The organism is Bacillus sp. VT 712 (genome assembly GCF_001614195.1).
In the GTDB taxonomy this organism is placed as follows: domain Bacteria; phylum Bacillota; class Bacilli; order Bacillales; family Bacillaceae_H; genus Priestia; species Priestia flexa.
The window spans coordinates 46,291-59,559 of record NZ_LWBK01000016.1; the positions used below are offsets into that span (position 1 = coordinate 46,291).

17 protein-coding genes and 1 rRNA gene are annotated in these 13,269 nt (G+C 39.1%); 16 read left to right on the plus strand and 2 right to left on the minus strand.

Features of this window, described 5'->3' with window-relative positions; all coding sequences use genetic code 11:
* Positions 1-6: 6 nt before the first annotated feature.
* The 13 genes from rpsM (at position 7) to salA (ending at position 9,150) form a co-directional block, all read left to right on the plus strand.
* Positions 7-372 carry a 30S ribosomal protein S13 gene (gene rpsM / locus A2U94_RS10080; RefSeq protein ID WP_025909749.1) on the plus strand — a complete coding sequence of 122 codons (366 nt, stop codon included), beginning with the start codon at positions 7-9 and terminating at the stop codon, positions 370-372.
* 23 nt (positions 373-395) lie between these two features.
* Positions 396-785 carry a 30S ribosomal protein S11 gene (gene rpsK / locus A2U94_RS10085; RefSeq protein ID WP_025909750.1) on the plus strand — a complete coding sequence of 130 codons (390 nt, stop codon included), beginning with the start codon at positions 396-398 and terminating at the stop codon, positions 783-785.
* A 179-nt stretch (positions 786-964) separates the two neighbouring features.
* Entirely contained in the window at positions 965-1,909 is a 945-nt protein-coding gene (locus tag A2U94_RS10090) for a DNA-directed RNA polymerase subunit alpha (protein ID WP_013054952.1), read from the plus strand.
* 46 nt (positions 1,910-1,955) lie between these two features.
* Positions 1,956-2,318: a 50S ribosomal protein L17 gene (gene rplQ, locus A2U94_RS10095; protein ID WP_025909751.1), complete on the plus strand. Its 363-nt coding sequence runs from the start codon at positions 1,956-1,958 to the stop codon at positions 2,316-2,318.
* A gap of 116 nt (positions 2,319-2,434) precedes the next feature.
* Complete coding sequence (locus tag A2U94_RS10100) at positions 2,435-3,274, plus strand: energy-coupling factor ABC transporter ATP-binding protein (protein WP_025909752.1); 840 nt, start codon at positions 2,435-2,437, stop codon at positions 3,272-3,274.
* Positions 3,250-4,119 (plus strand): energy-coupling factor ABC transporter ATP-binding protein, encoded by an 870-nt coding sequence (locus A2U94_RS10105; protein WP_025909753.1) that lies wholly within the window; start codon positions 3,250-3,252, stop codon positions 4,117-4,119. The genes A2U94_RS10100 and A2U94_RS10105 overlap by 25 nt, the downstream gene beginning before the upstream one ends.
* A complete protein-coding gene (locus A2U94_RS10110) occupies positions 4,116-4,913 on the plus strand; it encodes an energy-coupling factor transporter transmembrane component T family protein (RefSeq protein WP_025909754.1) in 798 nt (265 codons plus the stop codon). The genes A2U94_RS10105 and A2U94_RS10110 overlap by 4 nt, the downstream gene beginning before the upstream one ends.
* Positions 4,914-4,931: 18 nt before the next feature.
* Entirely contained in the window at positions 4,932-5,672 is a 741-nt protein-coding gene (gene truA / locus A2U94_RS10115) for a tRNA pseudouridine(38-40) synthase TruA (protein ID WP_025909755.1), read from the plus strand.
* A gap of 153 nt (positions 5,673-5,825) precedes the next feature.
* On the plus strand, positions 5,826-6,263 hold the full coding sequence (gene rplM / locus A2U94_RS10120) for a 50S ribosomal protein L13 (RefSeq protein WP_025909756.1): 438 nt from the start codon (positions 5,826-5,828) through the stop codon (positions 6,261-6,263).
* Positions 6,264-6,283: 20 nt separating this feature from the next.
* A complete protein-coding gene (gene rpsI, locus A2U94_RS10125) occupies positions 6,284-6,676 on the plus strand; it encodes a 30S ribosomal protein S9 (protein WP_025909757.1) in 393 nt (130 codons plus the stop codon).
* A gap of 122 nt (positions 6,677-6,798) precedes the next feature.
* Complete coding sequence (locus A2U94_RS10130) at positions 6,799-7,230, plus strand: DUF2521 family protein (RefSeq protein WP_025909758.1); 432 nt, start codon at positions 6,799-6,801, stop codon at positions 7,228-7,230.
* 55 nt (positions 7,231-7,285) lie between these two features.
* On the plus strand, positions 7,286-8,008 hold the full coding sequence (gene cwlD / locus A2U94_RS10135; protein WP_035320656.1) for an N-acetylmuramoyl-L-alanine amidase CwlD: 723 nt from the start codon (positions 7,286-7,288) through the stop codon (positions 8,006-8,008).
* A gap of 77 nt (positions 8,009-8,085) precedes the next feature.
* Positions 8,086-9,150 (plus strand): iron-sulfur carrier protein/transcriptional regulator SalA, encoded by a 1,065-nt coding sequence (gene salA / locus A2U94_RS10140; protein ID WP_025909760.1) that lies wholly within the window; start codon positions 8,086-8,088, stop codon positions 9,148-9,150.
* Positions 9,151-9,473: 323 nt separating this feature from the next.
* On the opposite strand, the gene gerD is transcribed toward salA, so the two are convergent.
* On the minus strand, positions 9,474-10,121 hold the full coding sequence (gene gerD, locus A2U94_RS10145; protein WP_025909761.1) for a spore germination lipoprotein GerD: 648 nt from the start codon (positions 10,119-10,121) through the stop codon (positions 9,474-9,476).
* Between the two features lie 145 nt (positions 10,122-10,266).
* On the opposite strand from gerD, the gene A2U94_RS10150 reads away from it, so the two are divergent.
* Complete coding sequence (locus tag A2U94_RS10150; protein WP_025909762.1) at positions 10,267-10,890, plus strand: KinB-signaling pathway activation protein; 624 nt, start codon at positions 10,267-10,269, stop codon at positions 10,888-10,890.
* Between the two features lie 17 nt (positions 10,891-10,907).
* Here the strand turns inward: A2U94_RS10150 and pdaB are convergent, their stop codons facing one another.
* Positions 10,908-11,672, minus strand: coding sequence for a polysaccharide deacetylase family sporulation protein PdaB (gene pdaB, locus A2U94_RS10155; RefSeq protein WP_025909763.1), 765 nt, complete (start codon positions 11,670-11,672; stop codon positions 10,908-10,910).
* 143 nt (positions 11,673-11,815) lie between these two features.
* Here pdaB and A2U94_RS21145 point away from each other — a divergent pair, with 143 nt between their 5' ends.
* Together A2U94_RS21145 and A2U94_RS10160 are read left to right on the plus strand one after the other, a co-directional pair.
* Entirely contained in the window at positions 11,816-11,989 is a 174-nt protein-coding gene (locus tag A2U94_RS21145; RefSeq protein ID WP_153301109.1) for a hypothetical protein, read from the plus strand.
* Between the two features lie 249 nt (positions 11,990-12,238).
* Positions 12,239-13,269, plus strand: a 16S ribosomal RNA gene (locus tag A2U94_RS10160); the annotation flags it as partial.

A 13,269-nucleotide genomic window follows, 5' to 3' on the forward strand; every position in this document is an offset into this window, starting at 1 on the left:
GTTCACATGGCACGTATTGCTGGTGTTGATATTCCTCGTGACAAACGCGTAGTCGTTTCTTTAACATACATTTTCGGTATTGGTCGTCCAACTGCTGAAAAAGTTCTAGCTGAAGCTGGAGTTTCTGAAGATACTCGCGTTCGTGACTTAACAGAAGAAGAATTAGGTAAAATTCGTGATATTTTAGATAGCTATAAAGTAGAAGGCGATCTTCGTCGTGAAGTTTCTTTAAACATCAAACGTTTAATTGAGATTGGTTCATACCGTGGTATCCGCCACCGTCGTAGTTTACCAGTTCGTGGTCAAAACAGTAAAAACAATGCTCGTACACGTAAAGGCCCACGCCGTACTGTAGCGAACAAGAAGAAATAATTAGTAAGGGAGGTCATTAACAGATGGCACGTAAAACTAATACACGTAAACGTCGCGTGAAAAAGAATATTGAATCTGGTGTTGCTCACATTCGTTCTACGTTCAACAACACTATCGTAACTATTACAGATGTTCACGGTAATGCGATCGCTTGGTCTAGTGCAGGTGCACTTGGCTTCAGAGGTTCTCGTAAATCTACTCCATTTGCTGCTCAAATGGCTGCTGAAACAGCTGCTAAAGTATCAATGGACAATGGTATGAAAACTTTAGAAGTAACAGTAAAAGGACCTGGTGCAGGTCGTGAAGCTGCTATCCGTGCTCTTCAAGCTGCAGGTTTAGAAGTAACAGCTATTAAAGATGTTACTCCTGTTCCTCATAACGGATGCCGTCCGCCAAAACGTCGTCGTGTATAATTAATATGTATAGATTCTGTACAATTGTCGATAATGATGATGGTATAGAATTTATTCATGCAACGAAATGTTTTTTCATTTGTTGTGCACATTCGGGAACTGTCTAATAGGGAATTTCGGTTAGGCCTTGAGAAGACTCAGTCTAGCCGAGGTTTCGACGTTTTGAAGGAGGGTTTATTATGATAGAGATTGAAAAGCCAAAAATCGAAACGGTAGAAATCAGCGATGATAGAAAGTACGGTAAATTCGTCGTCGAACCACTTGAGCGTGGATATGGTACTACTTTGGGTAACTCCTTACGTCGTATCCTATTATCCTCACTCCCTGGTGCAGCTGTAACATCTATTCAAATTGAAGGTGTATTACATGAATTCTCAACAGTCCCTGGGGTTGTTGAAGATGTAACAAACATCATTTTAAACGTTAAGAAATTGGCGTTAAAGATTTACTCTGATGAAGAGAAAACTCTTGAGATTGATGTTAAAGGTCCTGGTACTGTCACGGCTGCTGATATTCAAGCAGATAGTGATATTGAAGTTCTAAATCCAGATCTTCATATTGCTACACTTGAATCAGATGCTCATTTCCGTATGAGACTAACTGCTCGCACTGGTCGAGGTTATAATCCTGCCGATGCAAACAAGCGTGAAGACCAACCAATTGGAGTTCTTCCAATTGATTCTATTTATACTCCTGTTACGCGTGTTTCGTATTATGTAGAAAATACTCGTGTGGGGCAAATGACGAATTATGATAAGTTAACACTTGATGTATGGACTGATGGAAGCATCGAGCCAGAAAAAGCAGTAGCTTTAGGTGCAAAGATCTTAACTGAGCACTTAAACATCTTTGTTAACTTAACTGATGAAGCCCAAAAAGCAGAGATTATGGTAGAAAAAGAAGAAGATCAGAAAGAAAAAGTTCTTGAGATGACTATCGAGGAACTAGATTTATCTGTTCGATCTTATAACTGCTTAAAACGTGCAGGCATTAACACTGTACAAGAGCTTGCTAACAAAACAGAAGAAGATATGATGAAAGTTCGTAACTTAGGCCGCAAATCTTTAGAAGAAGTGAAAGCTAAACTTGAAGAGCTGGGCTTAGGCTTACGTAAAGACGATTGATATCTTATTAATCTGTTTAACTACTTAACAAAGGAGGGGACCTCACATGTCTTACCGTAAATTAGGTCGTACAAGCGCACAACGTAAGGCGCTTCTTCGTGATTTAACAACTGATTTAATCATCAACGAGCGTATCCAAACTACTGAAGCTCGCGCTAAAGAGTTACGTTCAACTGTTGAAAAAATGATTACTTTAGGTAAACGTGGAGATTTACATGCTCGTCGTCAAGCTGCAGCTTACATCCGTAATGAAGTAGCTAACGAAGAAGCTAACCAAAGCGCATTACAAAAACTATTCAGCGATATCGCTACTCGATATGAAGATCGCCAAGGCGGTTACACTCGTATCTTAAAAGTTGGACCACGCCGTGGTGACGGTGCTCCAGTCGTTATCATTGAATTAGTTTAATAATTTATACATGTGGAAAAGGGCGAGACAGTTTGAAACTAGTCGTTGCCCTTTTTTTATACCATTAACTCTTCAACCTTTTTATATGAAGAGTAAAGATTAGAGGGATCGTTACGTTGAAAGAGACATCACTTGAAGTAAAGAATTTATGTTTTCGCTATGAGTCAAATGATGATCTAACACTCGATCAAATTAGTTTCTCTGCTTATAAAGGTGAATGGTTGGCAATTGCGGGGCATAATGGCTCGGGTAAATCAACGCTGGCAAAAATTTTAAATGGTTTGATTCTTCCGGAATCTGGATGTGTTAAAGTGATGGATACGTTTCTTGATGCTGATACTATCTGGGAAATTCGTAAACAGATTGGAATGGTGTTTCAAAACCCTGATAACCAATTTGTAGGCTCTACTGTACAAGACGATATTGCATTTGGCTTAGAGAATAACGGTATTCCATACGAGGTAATGGCTCAGCGTATTCCTGAAGCTCTTCAGCTCGTCAATATGAGCGATTATGTTAATCAAGAGCCACATTCCTTATCTGGAGGCCAAAAGCAGCGTGTGGCTATTGCAGGTATTATAGCAGTCCAGCCAGATATTATTGTTTTAGATGAAGCTACTTCAATGTTAGATCCGATAGGTAGAACCGAAGTACTTGAAACTGTTCGAAAATTAAAAGAAGAAAAAAAACTCACGGTTATTTCCATTACTCATGATTTAGATGAGGTAGCTATGGCTGATCGTGTAATTGTTTTAAACAAAGGAAAAGTTTTTGCGAGTGGAGAACCTAGGGAAATTTTTGCTTTAGGCTCTGAGTTAACGAGAATTGGCTTGGACTTACCATTTTCAGTGAAGCTAAGTGAAAAGATTGCATCTTTAGGCATTCCGCTATCAAAAATTCATTTAACGGATGAGGACTTGGTGAACGAACTATGGACATTATATTCAAAGACGTAGAGCATCGTTATCAACTAAATACTCCTTTTGAACGCATGGCGCTCCATGATTTAAACCTCACTATTAAATCTGGGACGTTTCTAGCAGTAATCGGGCATACGGGTTCTGGTAAATCAACGGTTATTCAGCATCTAAATGCTCTCTTAAAGCCTACGTCTGGCTCCATTACAATCGGAGCTCGTACCATAGAATCTAACCGTAAGGAAAAGCAATTAAAGCCGATTCGTCAAAAGGTAGGAGTCGTTTTTCAGTTTCCAGAGCATCAGCTGTTTGAAGAAACAATTGAGAAGGATATATGCTTTGGGCCAATGAATTACGGAGCAAGCTTGGAAGATTCACAGAAAAAAGCAAGAGAGCTAATTGAATTAGTAGGCTTATCACAAGATATGTTGCAGCGTTCTCCATTTGATTTGAGTGGAGGGCAAATGAGAAGGGTAGCTATTGCTGGAATTTTAGCAATGGAACCTGAAGTTCTTGTTTTAGATGAACCAACAGCAGGTTTAGATCCAAGAGGTCGAAAAGAGATTATGGATATGCTTTATACGCTTCATAAAGAAAAGGGCCTTACAACAATTCTGGTTACTCATAGCATGGAAGATGCTGCAATGTATGCAGATGAAGTCTTGGTTATGAATAAAGGAACTATTGCTATTAAAGGTACGCCTAAAGAAGTATTCAGTCAATATGAGAAATTAAATGAATACGGACTACAAGTTCCCGAGACGCTTCGTTTCTCCTTAAAGCTACAAGAAAAATTCAAGCGTAGAGATAATCAGGTTCCCCTCACTTTTCAAGAGGTTATTCAGCAGGTACAAGGATTAATGTTAAAGGGTGAGAAGCCATGATGAATTCCATGATTATAGGGAAGTATGTCCCAGGGGAGTCAGTTGTTCATAGAATGGACCCTCGAGCTAAGCTTTTACTCGTATTTGCTTATATCCTAATCGTTTTCCTGGCTAATAATGCAGGTGGTTATGTGTTACTAGGAGCCTATACAGCCCTGTTGGTCTTTATGAGCAAGGTTCCATTTTCATTTATCCTACGAGGCTTAAAGCCGGTTATATGGATTATTATTATTACGTTTATCTTGCATATCATTATGACTAAAGAAGGACCTGTCTTGCTTGAATTAGGCTTCTTATCTGTCCATCAAGGTGGAGTTATTCAAGGTTTATTAATATCTCTGCGCTTTTTATTTTTAATCTTAATTACCACTTTGCTGACGTTAACAACAACGCCAATTCAAGTAACAGATGGTATTGAGAGTTTACTAGGCCCTTTAAAGAAGCTAAAATTCCCTGTTCATGAACTAGCATTAATGATGTCTATATCATTACGCTTTATTCCTACTTTAATGGATGAAACAGATAAAATTATTAAGGCTCAAACAGCTCGTGGTGTCGACTTTAGTAGCGGACCTATTATGGATCGACTAAAAGCAGTAGTTCCGTTGCTTGTCCCACTTTTTATTGGCTCGTTTAAGCGAGCTGAAGAGCTAGCCATTGCAATGGAGGCTAGAGGATATAGAGGGGGAGAAGGGCGTACAAAGTATCGACAGCTAACCTGGGGAGCAGCTGATACCATTATGCTGATTACGCTCGTTTGTTTAGCTGTGGGTCTATTATTTATTCGAAATTAAACTGGTTTGGTGAAAAAAATGAAACGCTTAAAATGTATCGTGGCGTATGATGGTTCTCTTTTTGCTGGGTATCAGGTACAGCCGGAGAAACGAACAGTTCAAAGTGAAATAGAGAAGGTTTTAACACAGATGCATAAAAGGAAAATAACCATTTATGCATCTGGTCGAACGGATGCACAGGTTCATGCTGAAGGTCAAGTTATTCACTTTGATACAGACCTAAATATTCCACTCAATAAGTGGAAAAAAGCATTGAATTCAATGCTCCCAGATGATATTGTAATTAAGTATGTAAGTGAAGTCGATTCTGAGTTTCACGCTCGTTTCAATGTGAAGGCGAAAGAGTATCGTTATTATATTGATAGGCAGGAAAATCGCAATCCTTTCACTCGTTATTATGCATACCACTATCCTTATAAGCTTGATTACATGAAGATGAAAGAAGCAAGTCATTATCTCATCGGCACTCATGATTTTACGAGTTTTTGTTCTGCAAAAACAGAAGTGGAAGATAAGGTGCGGACAATCTATAATATAGATTTGGTCGAAGAGGGTAACCAACTTGTACTTACGTTTAAGGGAAATGGCTTCTTATACAATATGGTACGTATTCTTGTTGGTACATTGTTAGATGTAGGACAAGGTAAAATAGATCCTGTTGATATAAAAGCAGTATTAGAGAGCAAATCACGGCCTTTAGCGGGGAAAACAGCTCCGGCGGAAGGGCTCTATTTGTGGCAAGTTTTCTATGACAACTAAACCTGGTGTAACATTTTCTTGACATTAGTAGTGTAAACATATAATATATCATATGGTATGTATTTTAACCCCACGGTTAGCCCCGGAAATTAATCGTGTTGAAATATAAGGTTGAAATAATTTTATTATTGATGAAAATTAGGAGGGAAACTCATGCGTACAACTTTCATGGCGAAAGCAAACGAAGTAGAGCGTAAATGGTATGTTGTTGATGCTGAAGGTAAAACTTTAGGTCGTCTTGCTAGTGAAGTAGCATCTATCTTACGCGGTAAACATAAACCAACTTTTACACCACACGTTGATACTGGTGATAACGTTATCCTTATCAATGCTGAGAAAATCGAATTAACAGGTAAGAAATTAACTGACAAGATTTACTACCGTCACAGCATGCACCCAGGTGGTTTAAAGCAACGTACAGCATTAGAAATGCGTACTAACTACTCTGAAAAAATGCTTGAATTAGCAATCAAAGGCATGCTTCCAAAAGGTAGCTTAGGTCGTCAAATGTTCAAAAAACTTCATGTATATGCTGGTAACACACATCCACATGAAGCTCAAAAACCAGAAGTTTACGAACTTCGCGGATAATTAATAAGGAGGTTATTATCTTGGCACAGGTACAATATTATGGAACTGGTCGTCGTAAAAGCTCTGTTGCTCGTGTACGTTTAGTACCAGGTAACGGTCGCGTTGTAATTAACGGTCGTGAAATCGAAGAGTACATCCCATTCGCTGCACTACGTGAAGTAGTAAAGCAACCACTTGCTTTAACTGAAACTGTAGGTAACTATGACGTATTTGTAAACGTTGATGGTGGAGGTTACGCAGGTCAAGCTGGTGCTATCCGTCACGGTATTTCTCGTGCTTTATTAGAAGCTGATCCAGAATACCGCGTAACATTAAAACGCGCTGGCCTATTAACTCGTGACGCTCGTATGAAAGAACGTAAAAAATACGGTCTTAAAGGCGCTCGTCGTGCACCTCAGTTCTCAAAACGTTAATTTCTATTATCGTTTCAACCCTTGGTCTCAAAGACCGAGGGTTTTTTTATATTGTCTTAGCTTTTAATGAATGAGATTACAGGTTGTGTAGACAATATGAGAAAAAGGAGTCTTGCATATTTATGTATGAAGCGAACACGTTTAAAGAGAAGCGATACGAAAAAGAAATGAAGTATGAGCGCAAAATCTTACGAGATTTGTCCATTGAGGAACTACACAGAAAAGCTGATAAAACATTCCGACCTATTTTTCAGTGGCATGTGATGAGCGAATACCACGTTGAAGAGTACTGTATGGATATTGCTATCGAATCGTTTTTGCTAGGAGCAAGAACAAGTAAGTTTTTCACTTGGGGAGAAACAGCAGAACAATCAAAGCTGCGCAGTGTAAATGAAGAGAAACTGTTAGCAGACACGCTATTTGAAGTACTATGTTCCGCTTCAAATGAAGTTTCTAAGGACAGCCTTTATTATCTGTGCCAGTCTTATGTAGAAGAGTGGTGGAATGAAGGATACGAAACGGGTATTCGTAGACATCGTCTTCGCCTTAGTTGAAAAATAATCATAAATTGCCCCCTTGTCCCATATAGAAGTAAATAGGTATGTGGGAATGGGAGGGGATTTTTTGTCTAAAGTAAAAATTATAAGCGGGCTATTAGCGTTTGTTGTTATTGCATTTATCATTCAATATCAATTTGGTACCAAGATATCGTCAGGCTCTTTCTCTTTGCCTCTAAGCGGGAAAATCATTGTAATTGACCCTGGTCATGGAGGTCCTGACGGTGGAGCTGTTGGTGGAAAAGAAACGTTGGAAAAAGATATTACGTTAAAAATGTCACTTGAACTCAGAGATTACCTTCAAGAACAAGGTGCTTTAGTGATATTGACGCGAGAAACAGACAAGGATTTAGCTAAAAAAGAAACAAAAGGATATAGCAGGCGTAAGGTTGAAGATTTAAAAAAGCGACTTGATATCATTAATGAATCAAATGCAGATTTGTATTTAACCATACATCTTAATGCTATTCCATCTCCAGCTTGGAGAGGTGCTCAAACGTTTTACCATGGTTCTTTAAAAGAGAATGAACAAGTAGCGAAGTTAATTCAAAATGAACTAAAAGCAAACCTAGAGAACACAACAAGAGAAGCTAAAGTCATGCAAACTCTCTACTTATTAAAGCATGCAGATCCACCGGGTGCCTTAGTTGAAGTCGGGTTTTTATCCAATCCTTCTGAACGTGAGCTGTTAGAAACTGAAAAGTATCAGCAAAAGGTATCAGAATCTATCTATGAAGGAGTAAGTCGCTATTTTGCAGGTGAAAAAGCAAAATAGGGTAACATGTAACCTTGTATGTATTAGAGTATGGTATACTAAAAGTGGAAAATGACTTTTAACATGGTGGTGGGAATATGCTTACGGAACAACAGGTAAAAGATGCAGTAGGGGAAATTGTAGATCCATTTTTAAACAGATCATTAAACGAAACAGATGCAATTAAAGAAATTTCAATCAAAGAAGAGAAAAAGCATATTAGTGTAAAAGTTGCTGTAGCTAAAACAGGTACGAGCGAACAACTTTCATTACAATCAACTATCGTTGAAAAACTAAAAGAAATTGGTGCTGCAACAGTAGGAATTCGCTTTATTGAATTTACTCCTGAAGAATTAGCACCATTTCGCGCTGAGCAAAAGAACGATGGTAACTTACTTACGAGTCTTAACCCTCCGCAATTTATCGCAGTTGCGAGTGGTAAGGGTGGCGTGGGGAAATCAACGGTTTCTGTAAATTTAGCGATATCTCTAGCACGTTTAGGAAAAAAAGTAGGTTTAATTGACGCTGATATTTACGGATTTAGCGTTCCGGATATGATGGGGATTACACAGCGTCCTACGGTACAAGGAGAACGTATTATTCCTGTAGAAAGATTAGGGGTTAAAGTAATCTCAATGGGATTCTTTGTTGAGGATAATTCACCAGTTATCTGGCGTGGCCCCATGCTTGGTAAAATGTTGACAAGCTTCTTTACAGAAGTTGAATGGGGAGAATTAGATTATTTATTATTAGATTTACCTCCAGGGACAGGTGACATTGCATTAGATATTCATTCAATGCTTCCATCTTGTAAAGAGGTTATTATTACGACTCCACATCCAACTGCAGCATTCGTTGCAGCAAGAGCCGGCGCAATGGCATTGAAGACGGATCATGAAGTAATTGGAGTGGTTGAAAACATGTCCTTTTTTGAGAGTAAGTTGACTGGTGAGAAGGAATATGTATTTGGAAAAGGTGGCGGTCAAAAATTAGCTGAAGAACTTCAAACCAAGCTATTAGGCCAGCTTCCTTTAAGTCAACCAGATTGGAATGAAGAAGACTTTGCTCCATCTGTGTATGACAAGTCTCATCGTTTAGGGAAAGTGTATAAAGAAATCGCTCAAAAAGTCGCGGATATTTGCGAACAAAACGTCTATAATTAAAAAGAGGCTGGGACATCAGTAATTCAGCCAATGTTAAACCTGAACGGTTGAGAGCTCCTCACTTTCAATCGTTCAGGTTTTTTGTTGATTGTGCAAACAATGTTGGAAACAGGGTGGAATGGATCGTAGGACACTCGACTCCTGCGGGAAAGAGAGGGAAAACTGAGATCCCGCAGCGCAGCGAGGAAGCTCAGGTTCCTCCCTGCGGAAAGCGAGTGGCCGTAGCGCAATGGAACGAACGTGTTCTGACAAACCAAAGAGATGAGAACAGCGAGTGTTCGTCTTTTAGAAGCAATCATTTTGTTATGTCTCAAACTCTTTTTTTAATCTTGTTCTTGTTCTTGTTCTTGTTCTTCAGCGTCAACGGATGCTTCTTCAGAAGAGCCTTCGTCACTATTTTCACCTTTTTGACCTTGTTGTTCAGAATTTTCTGCAGCAGCTTTTAATAAGATATCCTGAATTTTTGATTGGTAAAGAGGACTTTCGAATGTTTCATTCATTACTTTCTGTAAATGAGTGCGGTATTCTTTACTCTTAAGTACGGTTAACAGTTCTTTTTCCATTGCTGGGTCTTTTAAAATGTCCTGTAGCATGGCTTGGTAATCAGGATCCTTCATAAGCTGCTTTAATACTCGTTCATGCTCTGCTTCCATACTTTTAGCAAAGCTCTCAGCGAATTTTGGATCTTTCATGGCTTTTTTCCAAAATTCAATGCCAGTATCTGAAGTCAACGTTTCAGAAATTGTTTCTTTAACCATTGCTTGATCCATCACGAGGTTCTCTCGAAGTGTAGGATCATCCATAATAGCTTCAATGGCTTTCTTTCCTTCATCAGTCTTTAAAATATCAACAACCATTTTCTTTGTTTGATCGTAATCCATCCCGTTACTTTCCTCGTCTTGAGGGGCACAGGCAGTTAATGAAAACATGCATATCCCTACATAAGAGAGGAGCAAGAGTAGCTTTTTCATGGATGATGGGCTCCTTTCAACATACGCTTACGCTTAATATGAGATAATGAGCATTTTTTATTCATTACTCACCTCTAGATTTTTTAAAAAACGATTGGTACAATTTATGAAAGGGATTACTTAACGGTTTTATGGGGGGATGAGCGTGAATAGTCGCAATTGGGTTCGACTTTTTTTATCAACCTTAATAGTAGGTGGGCTTAGCACATCTATCGTTGGTTTTGCGGTGAGATGGAATGAGTACAAAGAGTTATTTGCTGGTGGAGAAGTAGCAGAGATCTTATCAATTTTAACGTGGCTAATCGGTGTAGGCTTTATCTTTAGCCTTATTAGTCAAATGGGTTTTTTTGCATATTTAACGATTCATCGATTTGGGATTGGGATTTTTCGTTCATTATCCTTATGGTCAAGCGTACAATTGGTGTTAATTATTTTTGTACTATTTGATTTAGTTTATTTTCGCTATCGCTTTTTTGCTGAAGAGGGAGAATCTATGTTGAGCTACCTTTTAATTAGTATTTTTGTTTTGGTGTACGGCTTAGTGGTAGCATACCTAAAGGCTAAAAGCACGAAAAAAGAGGCTTTTGTGCCGGCTCTATTCTTTATTGTTGTAATTACGACAGTGGAATGGTTTCCTGCACTTCGTACCAATGAAGAAAGCTGGCTGTATTTAATGCTATTTCCTTTGTTAATTTGTAATACATATCAACTTTTGATCTTACCTAAATTAACAGCAAACACAAAAGTAGTGAAAACAACCAGCGGCTAATAGCCCCCGGTTGTTTTTTATTTAACATCTTGAATATCACTTTTTGTATTAGAAATAAGAGTAGAGACTGTCACGTTTGATATTTTTTTAGACTGTAAAGAGTGCTGGATATAAGGGAGTGCTTCTGCAGTTTGCTGAGCTGAATCGGACGCATGCAGTAATACAATGTCTCCACCATGTAATGGTTTAGTTGTATTTGATACAATTTCTTTAACACCTGGATTTGTCCAATCTTTTGAGTCAATGCTCCAGTGAATAATTGTATACCCCATCTTATTTGCAAGTTTTAGAATATCTTTATTAAAATGTCCGTTAGGTGGACGCAAAAGTTTTACTTCCTTAATACCTAAAGAGTTAAAAACTTTCTGTGATTTCGCTAAATCTTGCCTAATTTCGTTTGGCTCCATAGAAGTATAGGAGTTATAATCATATCCCATGGTTCCAATTTCATGGCCTTCCTTTTTAATTCTTTCAACAACATCTGGATGACGTTCTGCCCAGGAAGCAGATAAAAAGAACGTGGCTTGATTGATCTTTTGTTTTTTTAGTTCATCCAAAATAGGAACAGCACGTTCGTCTCCCCAGCTGATATTAAAAGTTAAGGCTACCTCTAAATCTTTTTCTTCAGCCTTATAAACAGCCCGTGGTCCATCGTCCGTTGAGAAAACGGGATAGTCAAACATATGTTGAGCATAAAGGAAGAAGCTTGTAAACAAAGCTGATAAAATAATAATTATGGTTTGTTTTAAGCGTTTAGCTTTTATTGTATAAAATCCATTCACGTTTTCACCTCATTTAATTAAGTAGTACTTGTCTAATTTCTATGCAAAGTGTGAAAGATAAATAACAAATAATCATCGGTTCTTATAAAAGATGATATAAAGTTGCCAGCGATGGTTAGAATAAACAAGAAAAGGTGTTATACGTGAGAAGGTTATCTTTGAATGAACAAGAAATAGTAGAGCTGCAAACTATTTTATTAAAAGAATTAAAAGATTTATCTATACAGACTCATACATATGAATCTAACCCGTTTATTGCTCGTGTTATTAAAGAAAGACAGGTATTACTAAGACGATTATTAATGCGTACAAGTTAACTAATCATTATCTATAAACAAAGTTGATAAAAAAGTTTCGAAAAAGTATTGACCTTTTTATTTATATCTGTTAAATCATTAAATGTCGCAAGTGAGCGATAACAAAAAGTAAAAAAAGTGTTGACAAGTTACTTTCAACTTGTTAATATAAAAAAGTCGCCTAAGAGCGGCGGTTGAACTTTGAAAACTGAACAAAGCGACAAACGTCAACGTTAATTTTTTTAAACTTTTATGAGCAAGTCAAACATTTCTTCGGAGAGTTTGATCCTGGCTCAGGATGAACGCTGGCGGCGTGCCTAATACATGCAAGTCGAGCGAACTGATTAGAAGCTTGCTTCTATGACGTTAGCGGCGGACGGGTGAGTAACACGTGGGCAACCTGCCTGTAAGACTGGGATAACTCCGGGAAACCGGAGCTAATACCGGATAACATTTTCTCTTGCATAGGAGAAAATTGAAAGATGGTTTCGGCTATCACTTACAGATGGGCCCGCGGTGCATTAGCTAGTTGGTGAGGTAACGGCTCACCAAGGCAACGATGCATAGCCGACCTGAGAGGGTGATCGGCCACACTGGGACTGAGACACGGCCCAGACTCCTACGGGAGGCAGCAGTAGGGAATCTTCCGCAATGGACGAAAGTCTGACGGAGCAACGCCGCGTGAGTGATGAAGGCTTTCGGGTCGTAAAACTCTGTTGTTAGGGAAGAACAAGTACAAGAGTAACTGCTTGTACCTTGACGGTACCTAACCAGAAAGCCACGGCTAACTACGTGCCAGCAGCCGCGGTAATACGTAGGTGGCAAGCGTTATCCGGAATTATTGGGCGTAAAGCGCGCGCAGGCGGTTTCTTAAGTCTGATGTGAAAGCCCACGGCTCAACCGTGGAGGGTCATTGGAAACTGGGGAACTTGAGTGCAGAAGAGAAAAGCGGAATTCCACGTGTAGCGGTGAAATGCGTAGAGATGTGGAGGAACACCAGTGGCGAAGGCGGCTTTTTGGTCTGTAACTGACGCTGAGGCGCGAAAGCGTGGGGAGCAAACAGGATTAGATACCCTGGTAGTCCACGCCGTAAACGATGAGTGCTAAGTGTTAGAGGGTTTCCGCCCTTTAGTGCTGCAGCTAACGCATTAAGCACTCCGCCTGGGGAGTACGGTCGCAAGACTGAAACTCAAAGGAATTGACGGGGGCCCGCACAAGCGGTGGAGCATGTGGTTTAATTCGAAGCAACGCGAAGAACCTTACCAGGTCTTGACATCCTCTGACAACTCTAGAGATAGAGC

Excerpts from the sequence above, each read along its gene's own strand:
- rpsM (WP_025909749.1), top strand. The coding sequence starts at position 7 with ATGGCACGTATTGCTGGTGTTGATATTCCTCGTGACAAACGCGTAGTC.
- rpsK (WP_025909750.1), top strand. The coding sequence starts at position 396 with ATGGCACGTAAAACTAATACACGTAAACGTCGCGTGAAAAAGAATATT.
- A2U94_RS10090 (WP_013054952.1), top strand. The coding sequence starts at position 965 with ATGATAGAGATTGAAAAGCCAAAAATCGAAACGGTAGAAATCAGCGAT.
- rplQ (WP_025909751.1), top strand. The coding sequence starts at position 1,956 with ATGTCTTACCGTAAATTAGGTCGTACAAGCGCACAACGTAAGGCGCTT.
- A2U94_RS10105 (WP_025909753.1), top strand. The coding sequence starts at position 3,250 with ATGGACATTATATTCAAAGACGTAGAGCATCGTTATCAACTAAATACT.
- A2U94_RS10110 (WP_025909754.1), top strand. The coding sequence starts at position 4,116 with ATGATGAATTCCATGATTATAGGGAAGTATGTCCCAGGGGAGTCAGTT.
- truA (WP_025909755.1), top strand. The coding sequence starts at position 4,932 with ATGAAACGCTTAAAATGTATCGTGGCGTATGATGGTTCTCTTTTTGCT.
- rplM (WP_025909756.1), top strand. The coding sequence starts at position 5,826 with ATGCGTACAACTTTCATGGCGAAAGCAAACGAAGTAGAGCGTAAATGG.
- A2U94_RS10130 (WP_025909758.1), top strand. The coding sequence starts at position 6,799 with ATGTATGAAGCGAACACGTTTAAAGAGAAGCGATACGAAAAAGAAATG.
- cwlD (WP_035320656.1), top strand. The coding sequence starts at position 7,286 with ATGGGAGGGGATTTTTTGTCTAAAGTAAAAATTATAAGCGGGCTATTA.
- salA (WP_025909760.1), top strand. The coding sequence starts at position 8,086 with ATGCTTACGGAACAACAGGTAAAAGATGCAGTAGGGGAAATTGTAGAT.
- gerD (WP_025909761.1), bottom strand. The coding sequence starts at position 10,121 with ATGAAAAAGCTACTCTTGCTCCTCTCTTATGTAGGGATATGCATGTTT.